Annotated in this window: 18 protein-coding genes; 11 read left to right on the forward strand and 7 right to left on the reverse strand. The window is 62.9% G+C overall.

What is annotated here, in order from left to right; genetic code table 11:
* Window positions 1–32: 32 nt before the first annotated feature.
* Window positions 33–1,820 (reverse strand): GspE/PulE family protein, encoded by a 1,788-nt coding sequence (locus E4633_RS19570; RefSeq protein ID WP_135872919.1) that lies wholly within the window; start codon window positions 1,818–1,820, stop codon window positions 33–35.
* Window positions 1,821–1,974: 154 nt separating this feature from the next.
* Here E4633_RS19570 and E4633_RS19575 point away from each other — a divergent pair, with 154 nt between their 5' ends.
* The 6 genes from E4633_RS19575 to E4633_RS19600 all read left to right on the forward strand — a co-directional run bounded on the left by E4633_RS19575 (window position 1,975) and on the right by E4633_RS19600 (window position 11,279).
* Complete coding sequence (locus E4633_RS19575) at window positions 1,975–2,307, forward strand: phasin family protein (RefSeq protein WP_135872920.1); 333 nt, start codon at window positions 1,975–1,977, stop codon at window positions 2,305–2,307.
* A complete protein-coding gene (locus tag E4633_RS19580; RefSeq protein ID WP_135872921.1) occupies window positions 2,295–3,980 on the forward strand; it encodes an ABC1 kinase family protein in 1,686 nt (561 codons plus the stop codon). The genes E4633_RS19575 and E4633_RS19580 overlap by 13 nt, the downstream gene beginning before the upstream one ends.
* 192 nt (window positions 3,981–4,172) lie before the next feature.
* Window positions 4,173–5,090: a UDP-3-O-acyl-N-acetylglucosamine deacetylase gene (gene lpxC, locus E4633_RS19585; RefSeq protein ID WP_135872922.1), complete on the forward strand. Its 918-nt coding sequence runs from the start codon at window positions 4,173–4,175 to the stop codon at window positions 5,088–5,090.
* Between the two features lie 129 nt (window positions 5,091–5,219).
* Window positions 5,220–7,481, forward strand: coding sequence for a sensor histidine kinase (locus E4633_RS19590; RefSeq protein WP_135872924.1), 2,262 nt, complete (start codon window positions 5,220–5,222; stop codon window positions 7,479–7,481).
* 85 nt (window positions 7,482–7,566) lie between these two features.
* Window positions 7,567–10,749: a DUF3971 domain-containing protein gene (locus tag E4633_RS19595; RefSeq protein WP_135872926.1), complete on the forward strand. Its 3,183-nt coding sequence runs from the start codon at window positions 7,567–7,569 to the stop codon at window positions 10,747–10,749.
* 113 nt (window positions 10,750–10,862) lie between these two features.
* A complete protein-coding gene (locus E4633_RS19600) occupies window positions 10,863–11,279 on the forward strand; it encodes a hypothetical protein (protein WP_129128372.1) in 417 nt (138 codons plus the stop codon).
* A gap of 52 nt (window positions 11,280–11,331) precedes the next feature.
* Here E4633_RS19600 and E4633_RS19605 read toward each other — a convergent pair whose 3' ends face one another.
* The 3 genes from E4633_RS19605 to cdaA form a co-directional block, all read right to left on the reverse strand.
* A complete protein-coding gene (locus tag E4633_RS19605; RefSeq protein ID WP_135872928.1) occupies window positions 11,332–13,029 on the reverse strand; it encodes a B12-binding domain-containing radical SAM protein in 1,698 nt (565 codons plus the stop codon).
* A 63-nt stretch (window positions 13,030–13,092) separates the two neighbouring features.
* On the reverse strand, window positions 13,093–14,112 hold the full coding sequence (locus E4633_RS19610) for a C40 family peptidase (RefSeq protein WP_135872929.1): 1,020 nt from the start codon (window positions 14,110–14,112) through the stop codon (window positions 13,093–13,095).
* Between the two features lie 128 nt (window positions 14,113–14,240).
* Entirely contained in the window at window positions 14,241–15,410 is a 1,170-nt protein-coding gene (gene cdaA, locus E4633_RS19615) for a diadenylate cyclase CdaA (RefSeq protein WP_135872931.1), read from the reverse strand.
* Window positions 15,411–15,598: 188 nt separating this feature from the next.
* Between cdaA and ubiE the strand changes: the two genes are divergently transcribed.
* A complete protein-coding gene (gene ubiE / locus E4633_RS19620) occupies window positions 15,599–16,306 on the forward strand; it encodes a bifunctional demethylmenaquinone methyltransferase/2-methoxy-6-polyprenyl-1,4-benzoquinol methylase UbiE (protein ID WP_135872934.1) in 708 nt (235 codons plus the stop codon).
* Between the two features lie 70 nt (window positions 16,307–16,376).
* Here ubiE and E4633_RS19625 read toward each other — a convergent pair whose 3' ends face one another.
* Window positions 16,377–16,952 (reverse strand): class I SAM-dependent methyltransferase, encoded by a 576-nt coding sequence (locus E4633_RS19625; protein ID WP_135872936.1) that lies wholly within the window; start codon window positions 16,950–16,952, stop codon window positions 16,377–16,379.
* Between the two features lie 168 nt (window positions 16,953–17,120).
* Here E4633_RS19625 and E4633_RS19630 point away from each other — a divergent pair, with 168 nt between their 5' ends.
* The 4 genes from E4633_RS19630 (at window position 17,121) to E4633_RS19645 (ending at window position 23,449) form a co-directional block, all read left to right on the forward strand.
* Entirely contained in the window at window positions 17,121–17,384 is a 264-nt protein-coding gene (locus tag E4633_RS19630) for a hypothetical protein (protein WP_135872938.1), read from the forward strand.
* A gap of 265 nt (window positions 17,385–17,649) precedes the next feature.
* Entirely contained in the window at window positions 17,650–19,011 is a 1,362-nt protein-coding gene (locus E4633_RS19635; protein ID WP_135872939.1) for an OmpP1/FadL family transporter, read from the forward strand.
* Window positions 19,012–19,041: 30 nt separating this feature from the next.
* Window positions 19,042–21,531: a hypothetical protein gene (locus E4633_RS19640; protein ID WP_135872940.1), complete on the forward strand. Its 2,490-nt coding sequence runs from the start codon at window positions 19,042–19,044 to the stop codon at window positions 21,529–21,531.
* Window positions 21,532–21,823: 292 nt separating this feature from the next.
* Window positions 21,824–23,449, forward strand: a complete 1,626-nt coding sequence (locus E4633_RS19645; RefSeq protein ID WP_135872942.1) for a fumarate hydratase — start codon at window positions 21,824–21,826, stop codon at window positions 23,447–23,449.
* 128 nt (window positions 23,450–23,577) lie between these two features.
* Here E4633_RS19645 and E4633_RS19650 read toward each other — a convergent pair whose 3' ends face one another.
* Window positions 23,578–24,081 (reverse strand): chemotaxis protein CheX, encoded by a 504-nt coding sequence (locus tag E4633_RS19650; protein WP_246014742.1) that lies wholly within the window; start codon window positions 24,079–24,081, stop codon window positions 23,578–23,580.
* 190 nt (window positions 24,082–24,271) lie between these two features.
* On the reverse strand, window positions 24,272–24,454 hold the full coding sequence (locus E4633_RS19655) for a MerR family transcriptional regulator (RefSeq protein WP_135872944.1): 183 nt from the start codon (window positions 24,452–24,454) through the stop codon (window positions 24,272–24,274).
* Between the last annotated feature and the right edge of the window lie 207 nt (window positions 24,455–24,661).

Raw genomic sequence — 24,661 nt, forward strand, 5'->3', positions numbered from 1 at the left:
TCCGACGCGGCCAGCCTGGTCAGTGGTCGGCCCTACCCTGTCACCGCGATTACCTCTTCGTAGGTGGTGATCCCCTCCAGCATCTTCCTCACGGCAAGCTCCCGCAGGGTCACCAGGCCGTCTTTGTGGGCGGCCCCCTGCAGCTCGCCCAGGTCCATCCGCTCGGTGATCACAGCCTTGATCGACTCGTTCACGTCGAGCACCTCGAAGATCCCGGTCCTTCCCTTGTAGCCGGTGCCGCGGCACTCAGGACACCCCTCGCCCGCCCAGACCGCGGGGGTGCGCTTGAGCCCCAGGTACTCGGCCTCCTCCGCGCTCAGGTGACGCTCCTTCCTGCAGGCGGGGCAGATCTTCCGCAAAAGCCGCTGCGCGATGATGCCCACCACGGTGGAGGAGATCAAAAAGGAGGGAACGCCGAGATCCAAAAGGCGCGTCACCGAAGACGCGGCGTCGTTCGTGTGCAGCGTGGAGAGCACCAGGTGCCCGGTGAGCGCGGCCTGCACCGCGTTCTCCGCCGTCTCCTTGTCCCTTATCTCGCCGATCATGATGATGTCCGGGTCCTGCCTCAGCACGTTTCTCAGCACCTTGTCGAAGGTCACCCCGATCCCGGACTGCACGCCTACCTGGTTGAACTCCTCCATCACCATCTCGATCGGGTCCTCGACGGTCACGATGTTCACCTCCGGCGAGGAGAGCGTCCTAAGCGACGAGTAGAGCGTCGTTGTCTTGCCGCTGCCGGTGGGACCGGTGACGAGGATGATGCCGTTTGGTCGGCGCAAAAAAGAGCTGTAGAGCTGGTACTCCCTCGGGTAGAAGCCGATGGTGTCCAGTTCCTGCATCAGGACGTCGGGGTCGAATATCCTGATCACCACCTTCTCCCCGAAGGCGACCGGAAGCGTCGAGACGCGCAGTTCGACCTCGCGGCCGTCATGGCTCGTCTTGATCCTGCCGTCCTGCGGGCGCCTCTTCTCGGCCAGGTCCATGCGGGAGAGCATCTTGATCCGGGAGACGATCGGGGGATGCAACTGCTTCGGGACCACGTGCACGTTGTGCAGCACCCCGTCCACCCGCAGGCGCACCAGGGACTTCTCCCGCTTGGGCTCGATATGGATGTCGCTCGCCCTCTGGTCGAAGGCGTACTGCAGCAGGAAATCGACCGCCGAGATGATGTTGCGGTCCGTCCCCTCGATCTCGTGCCCGCTTTTAAGGCGCACGAACTGCTCGAGGTTGCCTAGATCTACGGAGGCGGCGACCTCGCTCTCGGCGGCCTGCACCGACGCCCTGAAACCGAAGAACTCCCGCAGGATCTTCAGGATGTCGTTACGCGAGGCGAGCACGCGGCGAAACTCCAGCCGCTTAATGCTCCTAAGCTCCTCGATCACCTCGTCGTTGAAGGGGTCCGCGACGGCGAGGGTAACCACACCGTCGGCACTCCCCACCGGGACGATCATGTGCCGCAAGGCGAAGGGGCGCGAGATGTGCGCGGTCACGACGTCCAGGTCGAGCTTCATCGGGTTGATCTTCATGTACGGCATCCCTACCGCGGCGGCCAGCACCTCGGTGATGGCGTCCTCGGTGAGAAGCCTGCCGCCGGAGCCGGGGATCTCCAGGTTGAGCGACGCGATGACCTCGGCGGGAGACGGCTTCTCCGGCCCCTGCTGCAGCCTGCGCGAATACCCCGCCTGCTGCGCCCCGGCCAGCCGGTGCCCCTGTGCCTCACCCTTCTGCATGAGCTCCTCGAACTGCTCGTGGCTGATCAGCTCCCGCTGCATGAGGATAAGGGCTACGTTCTTTATGGTCACCGCCTTCTTTTTCTGCATGGCTCCACCTTCTAATGGGACTAAGCCTGCGAGTATCCGCGAGAAACATAGTGATGTCAAGGACGTGCAAGTTTGACAATGGAGGCCCCGCCGGTATCATTAATTGGCGCCTATGAGTAAGGCGATCCACTACAGATGCCAGAGGAGGGGTACCATGTTCGAACTGTTCGAGAAGGCAGTGCTGACGGCTCTCGGTGCGGCGGCGATCACCCAGAAAAAGGGCGAGGAGATGATCCAGGAGATGAAGTCGCGCTACAAGATCAGCGAGGAGGAAGGGCGGGCGTTCCTTGAGCGGATCCAGGAGATGGCGCGCACCGGGCAACAAAAGAGCGCCGAGATGGCCGAGACCGAAGTGAAGAAGGCGCTGGACCGGATGGGTATGGTGTCGCGGGAGGAGTTCGAAAAGCTGGAACGGCGCGTGAAGACGCTCGAGGCGCTGCAGGCCGAGGGCGTCTCCTCGCAGCCGGAGGATGAGTGTTTAGGATAGTAAACATAAACCGCAACGTCAGGAGCATCAGGCGCTACCGCCAGATCATCACCGTCATCGGGGGTTACGGGCTCGGGCACCTGCTCGAGTACCTGAACCTCGGGCAGGTGGTGGATTTCTCACGCCGGGTCCTCAGGCGGCGCCCCCCGAAGGCCGCCCACCTGTCGGCGCCGGAGCGCCTGCGTCTGGCCCTCGAGGAGCTCGGCACCACGTTCATCAAGTTGGGGCAACTCCTCTCCACCCGCGCCGACATCATCCCGGCCTCCTTCGTCCAGGAGCTCACCCACCTGCAGGACAAGATCCCGTGCATCCCCTTCGAGGAGATCAAAGAGCAGATCGAGCACGAGCTTGGTGTCCCGCTCGAGCAGCGTTTCCTGTACGTGGAGCCGGAGGCGATCGCGGGGGCCTCCATCGCGCAGGTGCACCGCGCCACGCTCGTCACCGGCGAGGACGTGGTGGTGAAGGTACGGCGCCCGGGCGTGGTCGAGGCGGTGGAAACCGACATCGACATCCTCATGGGGGTGGCCCTTCTTTTGGAGCGCCACATGGCCCGCAGCGACATCTACGACCCGGTCGGGGTGGTGCGCGAGTTTTCCTACACCATCAGGCGCGAGATGGACCTCACCCGCGAGGGGCACGCCATCGAGAAGATCCGGGACAACTTCAAGGGGGACGCGACCCTCTACTTCCCGAAGGTCTACTGGGAGGCGACTTCGAAAGGGGTGCTCACCACCGAGTACGTGGAAGGGATCAAGGTGAGCGACACCCTGGCCATCGAGGAGGCGGGACTCGACCACCGCGAGATCGCCGCACGCGGCGCCAGGGTCTTCCTGAAGATGGTGCTCGAGCACGGCTTCTTCCACGGCGATCCCCATCCCGGCAACGTCCTCATCCTGAAGGACAACGTGATCTGCCTCCTCGATTTCGGGATGGTGGGAAGGCTCGACCCCGCCGTGAAACGCTACCTGACCGACGTCCTAGTGGCGGTGATCAACCGCGACGTCGAGGGGCTTGCCTACGTCATCGTGGAGGCGGGCGACGCCGCGGAGACGGTCAACATGCAGGCGCTCAAGAAGGCGCTCGCCGAATTCATCGACAGCTATTTCGAGATCCCGCTCAAGGAGATCGAGGTCGGGCGCATGCTCATGGAGTTCATCGACCTGATCTCCACGCACCGCATCAAGGTGCACCCGGACCTCACCATGCTGGTGAAGGTGCTGGTGGTGGTCGAGGGGATGGGGCGCCGGCTCGACCCGGACTTCGACATGGTGGGGCACCTGCGTCCCTTCCTGGAGCGCGAGTTCCGCCGGCAGCGCTCCCCGGGGCGTCTCTTCCACGAGATGGAGCAGGGGATCGAGGGGTACCTCACCCTCGCCCGCAACCTGCCGCGCGACGTGAGGGAGATCCTCAACAAGGTAAACCGCAACAAGTTCCGCATCGACCTGGAGCACCGCGGCCTGGACCGCTTCTCCAAGGAGCTGGACCGCTCGGCAAACCGGCTCTGCCTCTCCCTCATCATCGCCGCCCTGCTGATCGGCTCGTCCATCGCCATGCAGGGAAACCGCGGCCCCATGCTCTGGGGGCTCCCCGCCTTCGCATTCTTCGGCTACACCTGCGCCGGCCTGGTCGGCATCTGGTGGATGATCGCCATCCTCCGCTCCGGCAGACTGTAGCAAAAAAGCCACACCGCTCGTTGCGCTGACACCACAGGCGCATTTTTACCACACCCGTTTTCCCTCCCCCTCCTCGAAACGATCCCGTCTACAAGAGCGTAGCAGCGTGCTTTTTTCCAATGAGAAGCGCGGCGGCCGATTTGGCGCACAACTTGCTTGATGGTAAGCATACTGATTATCAGGAGCAAGCAGATGATATTCCAACAGACTTTGGGGAACAAGGTAACCTTCAGCGGCATCGGCCTGCACACCGGCAAGACGATCACCATCACGCTGCGTCCGGCAGATCCCGGCACCGGCGTCGTCTTCCACAGGGTTGACCTCACCCCGGCAGTTTCCATAGAAGCACACGCGATGAACGTCGTGAACACGAAGCTGAACACCACCATCGGCAACGGCGAGACGACCGTCTCCACCATCGAGCACCTCATGGCGGCTCTCTACGGCTGCGGCATCGACAACGCCCACATCGACATCAACGGCCCGGAGGTTCCCATCATGGACGGCTCCGCCGCCCCCTTCGTGGCCGCCATCGCCAAGGCCGGCATCAAGGAGTCGAAGAAGGCACGCAAGTACCTGGTGGTCAAGAAGCCGGTTTCCATCACCGAGGGGGACAAGAAGGCGTCCATCATCCCTTCGCGCCATTACAAGATCTCCTTCGACCTGCACTTCCCGCACCCGGCGGTAAAGAGCCAGGCCCGTTCGCTTGAGTTCACCCAGAGCAACTTCGCCGACGAGTTCGCCTCCGCGCGCACCTTCTGCTTCCTGGCCGAAGTCGAGATGATGAAGGCACACGGCCTGGCGCTCGGCGGTTCGCTGGACAACGCCATCGTCATCGGCGACCAGGGGGTGCTGAACCCCGAGGGGCTCAGGTTCCAGGACGAGTTCGTGCGCCACAAGATCCTCGATTCCGTAGGCGACATGTCGCTCGCCGGTCACCGCCTGATCGGTCACGTGAAGGCGTCCAAGTCCGGACACGACCTGAACCACAAGCTGGTCATGGAGCTTTTGAAGCGTCCGGACTGCTACACCCTGATCGAGTTCACCCCGCAGGCCTTCAACGCCCCCTTCAACATCGCCCTGCCGGAGCTTTCCTGGCTGGAGGCTTAGAGGCTGACCGAGGGTCGGATAGAGATCGAGATAAAAAAGAAAGCAGCTCCTTACGGGGGCTGCTTTTCTCGTTTCCAGTGTCGCGTCGAAGTACTTGAAATCCCTAGCCCGTTCGTATAGAGTGGCCTGATGCCGATGTCTGCCCAACAAGGAGGGCTTCCCCCGCACAGCCAGGGAAGCGATCTTTCCCCCAGCGAGATCAGAAAGAGAAAGCGCGAGGCGGTCATCGTCGTCGTTTCGCTCATCTCTATCGTCCTGCTCACCTACTTCGAGATCCACCTGTCGCGCCTCTCCTCCGAGGTGCCGATGGTAAGTAACATCGTCATCTTCGGCATCATCAACGTCATCATCCTCCTTATCATCCTCCTCGTTTATCTCGTGTTCAGGAACATCACGAAGCTGTTCCTCGAGCGACGCAAGAACACCCCCGGTGCCAAGCTGCGTACGAAACTCGTGCTCGCCTTCGTCACCCTGTCGCTCGTGCCGACCATGCTCCTTTTCTTCGTGTCGGCCGGTTTCATCACCAACAGCATCCAGAACTGGTTCAACAAACAGGTGGAGACCTCGCTGAACGAGTCGATGGAGGTGGCACAGGTCTACTACAAGACCTCCGCGGCCAACTCCCTCTACTACGGCCAGCAGATCAGCGACACCATCAAGGAGAGAAAGCTCCTAAACGACGAGAACCTGCCCCAGTTGAAGGCCCTGGTACGCCAGAAACAGGAGGAATACAACCTGGGCGTCGTCGAGGTCTTCTCGGCGCAGCGCGAGGAGCTCTTCCGTGCCGCGAACCCGAAGCTCCCCTTGAGCGAGTTCACCAACCCCTCCTCCGAGGACATCAACGTGGGGCTCGCCGGGCAGAAGCTCACCCGGGTGAACGCGATCGGCAAGGCGGACCTGATCCGCGGCATCGTGCCGATCCGGAGCAATTTCAACGACAAGGACGTCGTCGGCGTCATCGTCGTAAACTACTACGTCCCCTACTCCCTCGTCTCGAAGATGCGTGAGATCTCCGCCTCGTACCACGAGTTCCGTCAGCTGAAGATCCTCAAGCACCCGATCGCCACCGGCTACATCCTCACCCTTTTCCTCATCACCATGGTGATCGTGTTCCTCGCGGTCTGGTTCGGGGTGTACCTCGCCCGCAGCCTCACCATCCCGATCCAGGAACTGGCCGAGGCGACCCGGCAGGTGGCGGAGGGGAACCTGGATGTGCACCTCGGGGAGGGAAGCGGCGACGAGATCGGCATGCTCATCGCTTCCTTCAACCGGATGACCGAGGACCTGCGCGCGAACCAGCTCGCCCTGCAGCACACCAACGAGGAGCTGCAAAAGAGCAACACGGAGCTGGAGCAGCGGCGGCGCTACATGGAGGCGGTCCTCGCCAACGTGACCGCCGGCATCATCTCGGTGGACAAGGACGGGCTCCTCACCACGGTGAACAAGTCGGCCGAGAAGCTCCTGCTCATCAACACCGACAAGGTGAACGGCAAGAACTTCCGCGAGGTGCTGCAGCCGGATCACCTGGACATCGTCAAGGGGCTTTTGCGCGACATGGTGCTCCAAAAGCACGACTCCATCGTGCGCCAGGTGACCATCCCGATGCGCGACGGCGAGCTCACCCTGCTCACCAACCTGACCGTCCTGAAGGACGAGAACGACGCATTCATGGGGATGGTGGTGGTGCTCGACGACCTCACTTCCCTGATCAAGGCACAGAGGATGGCGGCCTGGCGCGAGGTGGCAAGAAGGATCGCCCACGAGATCAAGAACCCGCTCACCCCGATCCAGCTCTCGGCGCAGCGGCTCAGAAAGCGCTACCTGTCACGCTTCGAGGGTGAGGAGGAGGTCTTCGACCAGTGCACCGCCATGATCATCAAGTCGGTGGACGAGTTGAAGGGGCTGGTGAACGAGTTCTCCAACTTCGCCCGGATGCCCGCATCGGTGCCGAAGCCAAACGACCTGAACGGCATCCTGAAGGAGGCGCTCACCCTCTACGAGGAGGGGCACCGCCACGTACGCTTCTCGCTCAACGCCGACGAGAAGATGCCGCCGATCATGCTGGACCGTGACCAGATCAAGCGCGTGGTGATCAACCTCCTGGACAACGCGGTCGCCGCCATCGAGGGAGAGGGAGAGGTCGAACTCGCCACCTGCTACGACAGCACGCTCAAGATGGCCACCTTCACCGTCTCCGACACCGGCCACGGCATCCCCGCCGAGGACCGGCCGCGCCTGTTCGAGCCGTACTTCTCGAGGAAGAAGAGCGGCACCGGCCTCGGGCTTGCCATCGTGAACACCATCATCTCCGACCATCACGGTTTCATCCGTGCCAAGGAGAACTACCCGAAGGGAAGCCGCTTCATCATCGAGCTGCCTGCCGACGCTTAGCGGCAGCCCATCAAGTCAGCCACCACCATCTGGACCCGAGGACGGTGCGGGGATTGCCGCCGCTTCCCGTCACGGAGATATCGATATGACGTTTAAACGTGTGCGCGCGTGGCTCCTGCCGCTCATCGCTACGATACTCACCATCGCGGTACTTGCGGCGAGCCTTCTTCCCCGGCTGCTGGATCTCGACACCTACAAGGCCGACATCCTGGCACAGGTAAAGAGCGCCCTGAAACGTGACCTGCAGTACCAGTCCGGCGCCTTCACCGTCCGCCTCACCCCGGCCTTCACCTTCACCGGCGTCACCATCAAGGAGAAGGACGGCAGCTCCGACTTCGCGAGCGCCGACCGGCTCACCGTGCGCATCGCCATCCTGCCGCTTTTAAGCGGCAAGCTCGTGCTCTCCCGCATCCAGTTGGAACGCCCCGTCGTCCATCTCTGGCGCGACCGCCAGGGGGTTTTCAACATCTCCGACATGCTCACACCAAGCGGCGGCGAAGCCCCGGGCATCCGGCGCGTCGAGCTCAAAAAGGCGAAGATCCGTTTCGCCGACTACGCATTTTCCGACCAGCCGGTGGTGACCGAACTCTCCGACACCGACCTGCAGCTAAGCCGCATCATCCGCGGCAAGGACTGCGACTTCAAGCTCTCCGGGCAGCTCGCCTCCGGTAGATCGATGGTCCCCATCGAGCTTTCCGGGGTTGCTGAGATCCCCGCAGCCGGCGCCTCCCTCGCGGCGATGCCGATCCACGGCAAGATCAAGACCGGCCCGGTCGACGTCGGGCACTTCTGGCCTTATTACAGCCGCTTCGTGCCGTTCAAGAGCCTGGCCGGCGAACTGGCGCTCGAGGCGAGCATAAAGGGGCGCTTGAACGCCTTCACCGCGAAAACGGAATACCGCTTCACCAGGCTGAACCTCGACTACCCGCAGGTGTTCCACGCCCGGCTCACCCCGAAACTCTTCAAAGGCTCCTGCTCCCTCGAGTTGACCAACCGCGATCTCGCCATCGAACACGTCAAGGTCGACCTGGACGGCTTCAAGGTGAACGGCAAGGTGAAGCTCTCCGACCTTCGTTCGGGCGATATCCGCATCACCGCCGAAGCCACCACGAACAGCTTCAACCTGCGCAACTATAGGCAGTACATCCCCTACGGGATCATCGTCGACGACACCTCGCATTTCATCGAGCAGAAGATCACCGGCGGCGTCTATCGACTGGACCAGGGACGCCTGGACGGCCGGGTGAGCCAGATCCTGCACATGGAGCGGGGACAGAACTACAACGTCCTCTACATCAAGGCGCACGTCGAGGACGGGGTGGTGAACTACGGCTCGGGGATCCCGGTTTTCACCGGCATCAAGGGGCAGTTGGAGCTCTCCGGCAAGGACTTCCTCCTGAAGGGGATGACCGGCCGCTTCGGCACATCCCCGATGTCGCTCGAAGGACGCATCACCGATTACCCACTCGACCACCCCTGCCAGTACCCGTTCACAGCCAAGGTGCAGCCCAGACAGCCCGAGGTGGTGTGGCTCCTCGGGAAAGGGATCGCCTCGTTCACCACGAACGGCATGGTGAACCTCAAGGGGGAAGGGACCACCGCGCTGTACCGGCTCTCGGGTGACAGCGATCTCACCACCGCCTCCTACGCCTTCAAGGACCTGGTCGCCAAACCGGCGGGACGCCCGAACAGCATCTCCTTCAGCATGGACTTCGACAAGGAGAAGTTCCGCATAAACGCCCTCAACTACCAGCTCTACCCCGCCGCCCTCTCCGCCACCGCGGTGAGCCGCTACGACGGCCCGGTGAGCTTCGACATCCGGACCAACCAGTTCCAAAGCAACGAGGTGGGGCAGCTCGTCCCCATGGTGAAGAAGTACCACCCGACCGGCCAGGTACAGCTTGCCTTGCACGCCAACGGCCCCGACATGGATCGGCTCTTCTGGACCGGCAACGTAGGTCTCGCCGGGGTGACCCTGAAGCCCTGGGACAAGGGGAAGCTTTTGACCGGGGTGAACGGGACGGTGAGGATCAACGGCGAGAGCTTCGAGACCTCCCAACTCCAGGTGCGGCTCGGCAACACGCTCTTTTCCGGGCGCGGCGTCGTTACCGGGATGCAGAACCCGATCTGGCAGATCACCTTCAGCTCCCCGTCGGTCGACCCGGCCGATCTCGGTTACGCCGGCAGCGCTCCGGCTCTCCGCGTAGAGCGGGTGCACGGCAGCATCACCTACCACAACGACAGCCTGCAGATCGCCTCGCTTTCCGCCATACTGGGCAAAAGTTCGCTGCAGTTGAAGGGGGGCGTGAAGGACCTGCAGCACCCGGCAATTGAGCTCCAGGTGAACGCCGGGTATCTAGACCCGAACGACCTGCTGCCGCTTTTCGGCGGCAACCAGGGGGGTGACAGCCGCGTGACGGTTCGTGCCCATGTCGCCGCCACGGAAGGCGTCCTGAACGACTTCCCTTTCCAGCACCTGCGCACCAGCGTCTTCTACGAAAACCGTGTGCTGCAGCTGCTCCCCTTCGAGTTTGCCTCCTTCGAGGGAGAGATGACCGGCAGGCTGCGTACTGAGTTCACCGGCGGGCAACCCCGTCACACCCTGTCTTGCAGCGCGCAGAAGGTCTCCGCAGACCGGTTGCTGCACGCCCTTGGAGTGAAGAAACAACAGGTGACTGGATCGCTGTCGCTGCAGGCCGAGCTGACCGCACGCGGCGAGACGGGTGCGGAACTGAAAAGAAGCATCCAGGGGAGTGCGAAGGTCCGCATCGAGCGCGGCACGATCCGTAAGTTCTCTACGCTCTCCAAGGTCTTCTCGATCCTGAACGTGTCGCAGCTCTTCAAGGGGGAGCTCCCGGACATGGTATCGGGGGGGATGCCCTTCAACAGGATCACCGGCGACATCACCTTCAACAACGGCATCGCCTCGACGCAGAACCTGTTTCTGGACAGCAACGCGATGAACATATCGGCAGTAGGCAAGATGGACCTGGTGAAAAACGAGGTGGACCTGAACATAGGGGTCCAGCCGCTGCAGACCGTGGACAAGGTGGTGAGCAAGATCCCCATCGTCGGCTGGATCCTCACCGGCAAGGACAAGAGCCTCATCACCACCTATTTCGAGGCGAAAGGGCGTATCGACGACCCCCAGGTCACCGCGGTCCCGGTGAAGTCACTGGCTAAGGGGGTATTCAATATCTTCAAGCGGGTGTTCGAGCTTCCCGCGCGCCTCATCACGGACACGGGAGAGGTTGTCATCGGGCGCTAGCCGGGGAATGAGGGGCGGTATATCAGACTTTTTTTAGTTGTAAAGTCCGAGACGGTTATGCTATTTTTTGCAGCGCTGTCCATTTCTTAAATCCATCCAACTTGGAGGAAACTGTGAAGAAGACTTTGGTCGTAATGTTGGCAATTGTTGCTGTGGCAGCTGCCGGCTGCAAGAAAAAAGAAGAGGCGCCGCAGGCCCCTGCACAGGCACCGGCTGCAGCTCCCGCAACCCAGATGCCCGCAGTAGCTCCGGGCACCGACCCGCATGCCGGGCTCAAACCTCAGGAAGTCAAACCGGGCGCAGGCCACAAGGGCAAAGTCCTTGAGACCATGGACTCCGGCGGGTACACCTACGCACAGATCGAAGAGAAAGGCGAGAAAATCTGGGTTGCTTCCATGCAGACCCCGGTGAAAGTCGGCGACACCATCGAGTTCCAGGATTCCCCGCCGATGATCAACTTCCAGAGCAAGACTCTGAAGCGCACCTTCGACAAGATCATCTTCGCTCCGGGCCTTGCCGTCAACAAGTAGGCCTCCCGGCACAGCAGATTAAAAAAGGCGCCCCCGCAAGGAGGCGCCTTTTTTATTGTTTCCGTTTCCCGCGTTTTCCGCCGCGCCCTCGGGCCGCAAGCGCCGCGCCCTCCAGCGCGGCCTCGTCCTCCGGTGCAAGCTCCAGGGCTTTTGCGTAGTGTTTGGACGCAGCCTCCCTGTCGCCAGCCGCGAGCGCCAGCTCCCCAAGTGCGAGCCAGGCGGGCAGATGCCGGGGGACCAGTTGCGCGAGCGTTCCGTAACAGCGCAGCGCGCCCGCAAGATCCCCTTCCCTTCCCTGCAGGGCACCCATTTGCAGCCATCCCCACGGGTTGTCCGGCTCCTTGCGCACCATGCCGCGGTAGACCCTTTTCGCCCCGTCCCAGTCCCCCTCCTGCTCCAGCGCCTCGGCCTCCAGCATCTCGGTGACGAAGGAGTACCCGACCACCTTGCGCTGCGCCGCGAACTCCGCACTGGTAAAGGAGGCCTTTTCCCCGGCCTTTTCCAGCGCCTTCAGCATCGCCTGCCTGGAGCGTTCCACGAAGGGGTCCCGGCGCACCAGGAAGCCTTCCCCTTCCCGCTCCTCGAAGAGGTGCTCGGAGACCTCGCGCTGCCGCACGGCGCGCATGAGAAGCTCGGTCCCGGGGTAGTAGACGAGCGGGGAGACCTGCCCGTCCTGGGGCTTGATCCGCTCGATGAGCCGCACGGTCTCCTTCAGGTCGGCGTCCCCCTCGCCCGGTATCCCGGTGATGAGGTAGACCGAGAGGTTGATCCCCGCCCTGCGCACCGCCGCCGCGGCTCGCTCCACGTCGGCCGGCAGGATCCTTTTCCCGAGCGCCTTAAGCATCTCAGGGGAACCGGATTCCACGCCGAACTGGATGCATTCGCACCCGGCGCGCTTCATGGCGACGAGCATCTCCTCGTCCACCGCGTTTACCCGCGACTGGCAGTTCCAGAGGATGTGCAGGCGCTCCTCCTCGATGAGCCGGCAGATCTCCATGACGCGCGAACGGTTGGCAGTGAAGGTGTCGTCACGGAAGGAGAAGTAGATGAGGCCGTAACGCTCTTTGACCATGCGCAGCTCGCGTACCACCGACTCGGGGGAGCGAAAGCGCACGCCGCGCCCCCAGAAAAGCGGGGAGGAACAGAACAGGCAGCTCGCCGGACAGCCGCGTGAGGTGATGATGAACTCGAGCTGGCGCCTTAGGTCTACGCCGACGGTTTCGCCCAGCTCGCCTGCGGTGAGAGGGAGCGCGTCCAGGTCGGTGATCGCCCCGCGCGGCGCGGTCCGGACCGGCTTGCCCGCTTCGCGCCAGGCGAGGCCGGGCACCGAGGCAAGACTTCTTCCGGCCCCGCGGGCCTCCACGAGCTCGAGCAGGGTCTCCTCCCCCTCCCCGAGTACGATGGCGTCGATCTCAGGGTACCGCTCCAGCTGTTCCTGCCACGCATGCGTCGCATGCGGTCCGCCGAGCAGGGTGAAACACCTGGGCTCGATCTCCTTCACCAGCCGCGCAAGCGCCACCGACTCGCTCCTGTTGTGGGTGAACTGGGAGATACCGACCATCTCCGGGGCGAGCCTGCGGATCAACGCGCGGATCGCTTCGGCGGAGAAGGAGGAGAGGTTGGCCAGGGTAACCTGGTGGCCGGCGCGCTTCAAGACGGCGCTCAGGGAGAGAAGCCCCACCGGCAGAAGCGAGGTGTACGGGTCGGCAGCCCCTTCGGGATGGCATTTATAGGCGAGGAGTATCTTCATGCTGCGTCCATAAAAAAATCCGGCCCGAGGGCCGGATTCGTTGAATGATTGTCAGGGACGGGGCTAGTTGCTGGAGAGGCCGTCCTCTTCCATGGCGTTGTCGGAGTTGTCCTCTTCGACACCGAGGATCAGGTCGTCGAGCCTGAAGACTTCCGGGTTCACCTTGGCGATGCGCTTGGCCCCCAGGAAACGGGAGCGGTAGTAGGAGGTATTGAGGGAGGAGATCACCACCTTGCGGTCGCGCGAGGAGGCATGGATCATCTTGTTGTTGCCGAGGTAGATACCGACATGGGAGGGATACGAAGCGTAGGTGGCGAAGAAGATCAGGTCCCCCCTCTGCAGGTCCCCCGGCGCTACGGCGTTGCCGACCTCGAACTGCTCGCGCGCGGTGCGCGGCAAAGAGACTTCCAGTTCCTTGAAGACATGCTGTACGAAGCTGGAACAGTCGATGCCGGAGCGGGAGCTGCCGCCGAAGCGGTAGCGGGTGCCGAGGAAGCCATATGCCGACTTCTTCAGCTCCTTCAGGCTGTCCACCTTCAACTCGGCGTTCTTGGCAAGGTCGACCTGCTGCTCGGGTTCGAGCGAGGCCAACTCCTGCAGGCTCTGCTCGTAATCCTTCTCGTTGAAGAGGTCCGGATGACGCAGTTGGAGCTTCTTTGCTACCTTGACCTTCGGCTCTTCCGCAGGCGCACTTTCCCTGAGTACCAGCATCTTCCCCGGCTTTACCCTCACGCTGCTGAGGCCGTTGAGCCTCTTCAGTTCGGCAACGGAAACCCCCGTCTTTTTGGCAATGCGGGTAAGGGTCTCGCCTTTTTTCACCTTGTACGTCTTGGTATCGCCGGCGGATGCGCTCTTGCCTTCAGAGACGGAGCGCGGCGGGATGACCAGGAGCACGCGCGGCTTGACGCTGTTGCCCACCAGGTTGTTGGCGGCCTTCAGTTCTTCCACGGTGACGTTGTATTTCTTGGCGAGCGAATATAGGGTTTCGTGCTTTTTTACGCGATGGGTCTTTGCGGCGAAGGCGAGCGAAGGGAGGGAGAGCATGATGATGCACACGGTCAAGAGCTTCAGGCTTCTTATCATGAGTCCTCCTTCATTGTTTTAGAAAAAACAGCGGGTGCGTCAATTTATATAACAAACGATGTGCCCTGTCAACTTTTATGACAACCCTTTAGCTCCATATCGGGCAAACGGCAACAACTTTTAGGGAGTTACCGCTTGCGTCCCGACGCTTTCGGCTGTTTCTTTTCGGCCGTCACACGCACCAGCGAGCGGTCGAGGTTCACCACCACTACGCCCGGCGGAAGCTTTATCTGGTCCTTGCTGACCTGCACCGTGTTGGCCCCCTCGTGCACCTTGCCCAGGTCCAGATCGACCACGATATCGAGATTCTTCGGAGAGCCGACGAGGTTGGAGAAGGTCTTCAGTTGCAGGTCGATCTCATCGGGATAGCTGCGAGTGAGGGTCAGGTTCTCCGGGAGGTTGTGGAAGGTTACCGGCGCGGTGACGCTCAGGATCTCTCCCTGGCGGTAGGTGATCAAAAGCCAGCTCGCCACCACGAAGCAGAAGATGGCGACCTTGGGCCAGAAGTTGGCAAAGAGCCGCCGCATGATCCCCACCCGCTCCGCCTCGCGCGACAACGGCTGCAACAGCGAGGTGAGCCGTTCGTGCAGCTGCGCCTGCGTGTGTATCGCCTCGAGCTTCCCGTCCACGGCAAGAGACACCGCCCCGCGCTCCTCGGAAACCACCACTACCGCCGCATCCGAGCGCTCCGACAGCCCCAGAGCGGCGCGGTGCCGCGTCCCCAGGTGCTGCGGCACTTCCGCGCTCACCGAAAGCGGCAGATGGCACGAGGCGAGTGCCACCCTGCCGTCTTTGACGAGGACCGCCCCGTCGTGCAGCGGCGCTCCGGGGATGAAGATACTTGCGACGAGGGAGCCGCTCACCAGGGAGTCCATGGGGACGCCGTGCAGGATGAGATCGTCTAAGAGTTCCTCACGCTGGAAAACGACCAGGGCGCCGGTGCGCTGCGAGGCGAGCGAGAAGATGGTGGCGGAGAATTCCAGCAGGTCCAGGCGGACCGTGCTCTCCTGGTGTTCGAACAGGTTGCGCAAAAGGCTCAGGCGGTAAAGGGCCTGCCGGATCTCAGCCTGAAAAACGACGATCAGCAGGACGAGGAGCACGGTCCCCAACTCCTGCAGGATCCAGCTGGTCATAAAGAGGCCGAGGCTCTTGGTGACGAAGTAGATCACACCGAGAAACATGAGCCCCATCACGACCTGAAGCGCTTTCGAGTTTTTGAACCAGCTGTAGAGCTGATAGACCAGGAAGGTCATGATCAGAATGTCAGCGATGTCCTGGGGCCTGATTTGCGGGAACAACAGGTGCCTCCTTGGGCGGCGCGGACGGATGGGCGTGCGGCGGCGGGGCGCGGGTGGTGAGGCGATAGCGGCCGCTTTTTGCTGGCATGCCGGTGCGCTTTGTGTTAAGAATCAAGCCTTGTGCTGGGCTCCCCCACAGGGAAGAGGCTAGATTTTATAGCATTTCACGGACGAAAAAGGTAGGGAAAATGTACGCATTGTCGGAGAAGGGTGAACGAATTCGCGCCATGTTCGGGAGCATCGCCCCGCGCTACGATCTGTTGAACAGACTGCTGTCGCTTGGGATCGACCGGCGCTGGCGTCGCTTCGCAGTGGGCAAGATCGGTGTGAAGGGACCGGGCAAGGTTCTCGACGTCGCCACCGGCACCGGTGACGTCGCCCTGGAGATCGCCTCGCAGACCCCCGCCTCCGTCGAAATCGTCGGCATCGACTTCACCCCTGAGATGATCGAGCTTGGGCGCGTCAAGGTGCAGCAGTCGCGTCACGCGCAGCGCATCCAACTCCAGGTCGCCCCCTGCGAGGACATCCCGTACGAGGACGGCACCTTCGACGCCGCCACCATCTCTTTCGGCATCCGCAACGTAGTGGACCGCATCAAGGGGCTCACCGAGATGCGCCGCGCCCTCAAGGTGGGGGGCAAGATAGTCATCCTCGAGTTCTCCACGCCGACCCTGCCCGTTTTCAAGGATCTGTACCACTTCTACTTCCTTAAGGTGCTCCCGAAGATCGGCGGCGCCTTTTCCCGCTTCAGCGCCTACCAGTACCTCCCTGACTCCGTGCTGGAGTTCCCCTCCCGCGACGAGTTCAAGGGGATGATGCAACAGGTCGGATTCAAGGACGTGCACCACTTCGACCTGACCGGCGGCATTGCCACGGTCTACGTCGGGACGAAATAAGTTATAACGGAACCGGGATCAAGGTTGCCGCAGTGGGCGCTGAGCCCTTAGCTCAACCTTGATCGCCGCCTTAACCTTCCTTCTGGAACATCACCCGCGCCACCGGCATCTCCGGGGCGTCCACATCCTCCTCAAGCAGCAGCACCTTCCCCGGATAGCCCCCGAAGATCCGCCCGAGTTCTCCCGGCTGCAACAAGAAATCCTTCCGGTGCTCTCCCGGCATCCCGGGTGCGTCGAGGATGGTCTCCATCAAAAGCACGCCCCCCGGGGCCAGCGCGGCAATCAGGCTCGGGATCAGTTCCCGCATCAGAAAGTTGAAGTTGAGGATCAGGTCGTAGTTCTCGCTTGGGCGCCACAGGTCAAGGTCCGCCTCGACAAACTCCACCGTGACCCCGACCTCGGCCGCGCGGCGTACACCCCGCTCCAGCCCCTTGGGAGAGATATCAACGCCGCAGGCCCGGAAACCGTGCTGGGCAAGGAAAATGGCGTTACGCCCCTCTCCGCAGGCGAGGTCGAGGGCGCGCCTCCCCGGCACCAGGGCAAGGATCTGCTCCAGGCTCTTCGCCAGAAGCCGCGACGGACTGAAAGAAAAGAAATGCTCCTTCCCGCTGTAACGCTCGTCCCACTTGATACGGTCTGACTCCATCGCGCCCCCCTGTCCCCAAGATGGCCCAATGTGGCATTTCCCGCCGGATTGTCAAGCTTTTCGACGCCACGCCCACGCCGCTTTCCCCTCCCTTACAACCGCACTCCACCAGCTGCGACATATTTTGTCGCACACCCGTGGTTTCCTGTACAAAACAGGAGGTGCACCATGATCTATCTGACCAATGACGCGCTGGACCAGGTCGTGTATTTCGAAATGCGGAGCAAGGAAGCCCTCAGAAGCGGCAGCAGCATCCAGCAGGTCTACCACGGGCTGCTCGGCAACGGCGTGCACGAGGTGGATGTCACCATGAAAAAGAGAAGAGGCTCCGTCGAGATCGCCTTCGGCTCCAGTGCGCTTTTCTGCTTCGTAGAGGAGGATGCCCTGCGCCGCATGCTGGAAGGGATGGTGCGGAAAAAGACGGTGCACTGAGCGTTCCCATCGACAGTCCGCGCAGCGCACCGGAGTCCCCCCTTGGGCTCGCGCTGCGGCACGGCAGATCCTGGCCGCCTCCCCTTGACTTCCCCCTGACCGGCGATATTGTTAGCACTCGCTAATTATTTCCGGCCACACGGGGTTCACATGGGACGGCGCTGCCGTCAAAGCCAGATCCCCTTCGGCCGTAAAAGGCCGCCTGACGCGCCGCTGCAGCTTTGCAGTCGGGCGCGGCAGACGACCGCCGCCAAGGGGGGATCACATGAGAAAACGGCTTCTGTGTGCTCTGCTGCTCTGTACCGGTTTGTCTCATGGCAGGTTGTGCCAAGGCGCGGGGTTCAAGGTGAGCGAGCAGGGGGCCAGGGCCATGGGGATGGCGAACGCCTTCGCCGCCCAGGCGAGCGACCCGAGCGCCCTCTACTTCAACCCGGCGGGGATCGCCTTCCTGCCGGGAATACAGGTGAACCTCGGCGCCCTGGGGATCATCGTCCCACAGACCGAGTTCAACGGGACCACGCCGCTCTCCGGCACCCCGCCCCTCGACACCGGCACCACTTCCGTCACCGAGCGCTCCCGGCGCGACATCTTCATCGCCCCGACCGTCTACGCCACCTACTCCCCCGACAACCTCCCCGTCTCCTTCGGCATCGCCGTCAACTCCATGTACCCGCTTTCGAAGACCTGGGATGACTCGAGCGTCTTCCGTAACCAGGTGCAGATCGCATCGATCAAGCCGATCAACATACAGCCGACCGCGGCGTACCGCTTCGACGACCTGAACCTCGCCGTGGCGGCGGGACTCGACGTCACCTACGCCGTCGTTTCGCTGCAAAAGGCGCTCTACAGCCCGGTGATCGACCCGTCCGCGCCGGCGCCCCCCATCGGGGCGTACGAGCTCGGCTCCATGGGGGTCGACGGCACGGCGACTGATCTCGGCTACAACCTGGGCGTTCTCTGGAAGCCGCGCTCCGAGGTGAGCCTTGGGATCGCCTACCGCAGCAAGATCACCCTCCATATCGACGGCGAGGCGAACTACCTCGCCACCACGCCGACGGGCCTCGGCGCCATCGGCCTTGGCGACACCGCCCTCTTCCCCTATACGCGTGCCAGGGCAAGCAGCAGCGCCTCCACAACGATCACCCTCCCCGACACCCTCGACCTAGCCGTCGCCTGGCGCCCCACCGAAAAAGTCACCCTCGAGTTCGACGCGACCCGCACCGGCTGGAGCAGTTTCGACAAGCTCCTCATCGATTTTCACTCCGCAGAGTTCGCCGCCTTCAACGACCAGCCCGATCCCAGGAACTGGCGCGACGTTTGGAGCTACAAGTTCGGCGGCGAGTACCGGGTCACCCCGCGCTTCGCCCTGCGCGCCGGCTACAGCTTCGACAACACCCCGGTCCCCGGCGCGACCGTCGACCCGCTGCTCCCCGACGCGGACCGGCACAGCTTCTCCGTCGGCACCGGCATCGGCAACGCGCTCGCCACCCTCGACCTCGCCTACATGTGGGTGCACTTCGTCGACCGCAAGGTGCAAAACCAGGACATGGCCAACCTGAGGGGGGCTAACGGCACGTTCAAGAGCGACGCCTACCTCCTCGCTGCGAACCTGAACCTTACCTTCTAGGACGGCCCCTCCGGCCGCGAAGGAGAGCACATGAGAGAGCAACTGCTACGCCTTATCTGCGTCATCTGCCTGCTGTTCACCCTGGCCGGCTGCGGCTCGGACTCCGGCGTCCACCAGGAGGAGAGCCCCAACACCGCCCTATTCGACCCGAGCGCCGGGGTCGTCCCGCTCCCGAACGTGCTCGCTACGGCAGCGGCGCCCGACCCCATCACCCAGTACACCGACCCGGCAACGGGAGTGGTGGGGCTGCGCCCCGCGAACCGCCAGATGCAACCTCTGGAGGCGCTTGCCTACGTGAACCGGTACGAGGTCGGGGGGACCGGCGCCGTGGCCGGGGTGAACGCCCCTATCTATATCCGTTTCGCGCGGCCGCTGCGCCCGGATACGGTGAACGGAAGCAACATCAGGGTGTTCCAGGTCGGCGCCGACAGCGCCCTCCCCGACGCCACCGAGAACGCGCCCCTTCGCTTCACCGACGTGACCGCCGGCTTCACCTTCAGCTACCGTCCCGGCGCCGGCGACGTCTCGCTCTTCCCTAAGTTCCCGCTCCTCCCTGCGACCCGGTACCTCTACCTGGTCACAAACCGTGTGAAGGACGCGGCCACCGGCGGCTCGGTGGGAAGTTCCGTCTACTTCTCGGCGCTCAAATCCACCGCGGCACTGGGAGGGCCCTTCTCCCCCCTGGAGCGCATCCGGCAGAATACGACCGACGCCGACGGCAAGGTCCTCTTTTCGGGCTACGCAAAGGTCATGAACGACCTGATCGCGGCTCCTACCCAGAGTACGGTGACGAGCCGCAGCCAGATCGCGCTCCTCGGGCGTTTCATCACCACCGCGGCAGGCTTCATTACCGTCGACCCCGCCGATCCGCTCGGAAGCATCCTCCCCGTGGAAACCGCCCTGAGGGCATTCGCCGCCGGGAGCGACCTCCCCGGCGGGCTTTCGGGCAAGAGCTGGCTCGGCGCCGGACTCAACGCCGCGACGGTCACCGCCACCCTCGCACCCGCCGTCTACTGGGGCGCGGTCCTCGCTGGGACCGGTCTCCCGGTCGTCGTACCGCCGGCGGTCGGCTCCGTCGTCACCGGGAGCTTCACCAGCGCCGACGTCTCGACGAACCCGGTGGTCGCACGCGGCAACCCCGCCATGAACCAGAACCTCGCCTTCGGCAGCTACAGCGCGGCGAGCGCGGTGCTCCAGCCGTACCGAGAGCCGGGGACCGGACGGCTCACCGGCTTCTACTACACCGAACGACAGGTCCCCTTCGTCTACTTCGCGCCCGCCGGCACGCCCCCCGCTGGCGGGTGGCCGCTCGTCATCTTCCAGCACGGCATCAACGGCAGGAAGGAGCAGGCCATCGCCGTGGCGGGTGCGCTCAACGGGGCAGGCTACGCCGTGGTCGCCATCGATCTCCCGCTGCACGGCGAGCTCGCCCTGCCCGGACACGTGACCGGAACGAAATGGGGCGAGGACTTCATCGCCCTGGGCGCGCCACTCGCCGCACGGACCAACATCCAGCAGGCCGCGTTCACCCTGGACCGGCTGGAACTGGTCCTCGCCACCCCGACCTTCGGCGCGCCCTTCGCGGCACAAGGGTTCGCCCCCCTGGGAACACACGCGCCCAATCCGGCGATCAAACCGAAGTACGTAGCTCTCAGTTTGGGCTCCATCGTCGGCGCCTACTACCTTGCCGGCAACACCACCCTGTCCGGCGGCACCGGCGCACCTCCCTACACGCAGGCGAGCCTGGACTCCGACATGAAGGGGCTCTTCAGCGTCCCCGGCGGGCGCATCGCCTACCTGCTGCGCGACAGCGCCGACTTCGGCCCGAGCCTGAACGCGGGGCTCGCCGCGCAAGGGGTGATGTCGGGAACCCCGACCTACGAGCAGTTCTTCCAGCTTACCCAGTCCGTACTCGACCCGGTCGATCCGGCGACGATGACGACGCCCCTCCCCAACCTCGCTACGGCAGCCCTCCTCCCCTCGCGCCTTTCCGGACGCCTCCTGATGCAGGAGGCGACCACCACGAGCTTCGCCGACGGCCGGCCGCTGAACGGCGACCTGGTGATCCCGAACTCGGCGACCCGCTACCTGGGTGATGCCCTCGGCGGACGCGGCGTGCTCGGCGCTCCCGCGGCGCTCGCCGTGGCGCCCGGCTTCGACCAGTTGAGCTACCTCTCCGGCCGCGTACCGGAGCCGTTCATGATGACTCTTGCCGACGGCGTACCGGTCTTCAAGATAGCTACCGCGGCGGGGGACGCCGCCGCGACCACCCCGCGTGAAGGATACTTCCAGTTCGACCGGCAGGATGCGACACACGGCATGCTGATCGACCAGGCAAGCTCCCCGGTCACCTTCCAGCTCGCCCAGCGCCAGATGGTGTACTTCGTCCGCAACGGCATCGTCATCGACCCGACGGTCACCTCTGCGGCACTGCAGCGCGCGGCAGCCGTCGCCGGGACGACGCTCCCTTACCGGGCGCTCCCGCCGCGCGTGATGAGGCTCTTCACGCCGCGCGACTAACGCCCCCTCCGCCCATCACTCCCTTGCGCCTCTCCCCTCCCAGCCTCCCCCCTCCGGGGGGAGATGCTAGGCGCCCTCGCCGACGATAGGCGATTCAACCGCTTCCACGGCCCGTCCGGCATTTCAGGACGGGCCTTTCTTTTTGGGCTTCATTCGGGCCAACTTACCTCTCGACAAAGTAAGACATTTGCAATATATTCCGGCAGTACTGTATACAATTTTCTGCCGCACTCCCGGCAGGCACCGATACCAGCCGATCACCATCAATCCCACGCAAAGGAGAACAGAACCGATGGCAACTCCAGAGTTCAAGTACCAGGAAGCTTTCCCGCTCGGGCCGGACACCACCAAGTACCGCCTCATCCCGGACTCCAAGCAGTACGTTTCGGTCGCCAACTTCGATGGCCAGGAGGTCCTCAAGGTCGCACCCGAGGCTCTCACCGTGGTGGCCAACGCCGCCATGAAGGACCTCTCCTTCCTGCTCCGCCCCGAACACAACGAGATGGTAGCGAAGATCCTGGCCGATCCGGAAGCTTCCCAGAACGACAAGGGTGTCGCCCTCGCCTTCCTGAGAAACGCCGAGGTTGCCGCCAACTTCGAACTCCCGATCTGCCAGGACACCGGCACCGCCATCGTCATGGGCAAGAAGGGTCAGCAGGTCTGGACCGGCGCCAACGACGAAGAGTACCTCTCCAAGGGGGTCTACAAGACCTACACCGAGGAGAACCTGCGCTACTCGCAGACCGTCGCGCTCGACATGTACAAGGAGATCAACACCGGCACGAACCTCCCGGCCCAGATCGACCTCTACGCCACCAAAGGGGCCGAGTACAAATTCCTCTTCATGGCCAAGGGGGGCGGCTCCGCCAACAAGACCTACCTCTACCAGGAGACCAAGGCTCTCCTTAACCCGGACAGCCTCGTGAAGTTCCTGGTCGCCAAGATGAAGACGCTCGGCACCGCGGCCTGCCCGCCGTACCACCTGGCCTTCGCCATCGGCGGCACCAGCGCCGAAGCAAACCTTAAGACCGTGAAGCTTGCCAGCGCCAAGTACCTCGACGCGCTCCCCACGAGCGGCAACGAGCACGGCCAGGCCTTCCGCGACCTCGAACTCGAGAAGCTCCTCCTCGAAGAGGCGCAGAAAAGCGGCATCGGCGCCCAGTTCGGCGGCAAGTACTTCGCCCATGACGTACGCATCGTCCGCCTGCCGCGCCACGGCGCCTCCTGCCCGGTCGGCATGGGCGTTTCCTGCTCCGCGGACCGCAACATCAAGGCGAAGATCAACAAAGAAGGGATCTGGGTCGAGCAGATGGACGACAACCCGGGCCGCCTGATCCCCGAGCGTTTCCGCGGCAAGCACGAGCACGGCGTCAGGATCAACCTGAACCAGCCGATGAAAGATATCCTCGCCGAACTGACCAAGCACCCGGTATCCACACCGCTGCTGCTCTCCGGCACCATCGTGGTCGGCCGCGACATCGCGCACGCGAAGTTCAAGGAGATCCTCGACTCCGGCAAGCCGCTCCCCGAGTACCTTAAGAACCACCCGATCTACTACGCCGGCCCGGCAAAGACCCCGAAAGGGAAGCCCTCCGGCTCCTTCGGCCCGACCACCGCAGGGCGCATGGACTCCTACGTCGACCTCCTGCAGGCCAACGGCGGCTCCATGGTCATGATCGCCAAGGGTAACCGCTCGCAGCAGGTAACCGACGCGTGCAAGAAGCACGGCGGCTTCTACCTCGGCTCCATCGGCGGCCCGGCCGCGATCCTCGCTGAAGAGAACATCAAGAAGGTCGAGTGCATCGACTTCCCCGAACTCGGCATGGAGGCGGTCTGGAAGATCGAGGTTGAGGACTTCCCGGCGTTCATCCTCGTGGACGACAAGGGGAACGACTTCTTCAAGCAGCTTGGGATCTAGTAGGGAAGACAGACAGTAGGACGAAAAAAGCCCCCGTTGCCGTAATGGCAGCGGGGGCTTTTTCATGTGGATGGTGGAGGAGCCGTTTCAGTCGGCCCGGTGCGGTCCCACGTCCAGGCCTTCCCTCTTTACATGTAGACCATGACCCGGAAATGGAGCCTGCCGTCCATGGTGGTGAAGGGGATGGTAACCCCTTTACATTGCACGCTCATGCTCCCGTCCGTGGTGCAGGCCTCGGGGGGATCGGTCATGGGACGCAGCCGCCCCGACAGCACCAGGGGAAGCCCCAGGGCGACACTGCCGTACTGTTCGTGGTACTTGGTCTTGAAGACGCCGGCGATGTTGTTCGCCACCTCGCCGACCGCATCCGAGATGGCTTCGTCATCGGCCTCCTCGATCATCAGCAGGTCCTTGGCGATCTGCTCCGCGGGCCCTTTCTCCGTGGCGAAGATGATATAGCCGACGCGGTCGCCGGCAACCCCCACGATCCCGACCACGTCGGAGTGCAGCGGGTTGATCTTCTTCTCTACCTTGCCGGCAAAGATGTCCGTGTTCATGTAGCTCTTGAAGGTGTCCTGGGTGGCCGACATGATGGTGAACATGATCTCTTCGAACGTTATGCTGTTGCTCAAGGCAACCCCCTTTACAACAATTGATGATTGACGATGGACAATTGACAATGGAAAACAGTGAGGGCAATTGCGTCGCTACCTTTGCTATTCGTCATTCACCGAAAAAGCTTTAGCGATGCGTATACAAGACACTCATTGCGTGCCATCTGCCTGCCGTGCGAAAACGTTGTCAATCAATGGTCAATTTGGTTCAGATCCCTGTCAGCTCTGCCACTTTAAGCTCTATATCGTCTCCGTTTACCCTCACTATCTTCCCACCTTCTTCCTCGGTGCGGATCACCCCTTCGTCGATCCATACCTTCAGACGCTCCTCTTCCACGCCGAAGTGCTCGCAGGCTTGCGTCACCGTGAACCAGGTCTTCGATGCCAGCATGATATCCCCCTTTAACCTGCTCCGGCCCCAGCTTGGACGCGTTCTCATAGAAAGGCGCGGGCTCGGTTTTAATTACAGATTCCACCGTTGGATGGTACCGCTCTTGCCTGCCTTGTCAAGCAGAGCGGCGAGCTAGCACCGCAAAAACACTACGAGTTTGCCGGATGTGCATTTTTTGCTTTCCCAATGAGCGTCCGTGCCGATAAG

Origin of the sequence: Geomonas terrae (assembly GCF_004791675.1) — a bacterium.
In the GTDB taxonomy this organism is placed as follows: domain Bacteria; phylum Desulfobacterota; class Desulfuromonadia; order Geobacterales; family Geobacteraceae; genus Geomonas; species Geomonas edaphica.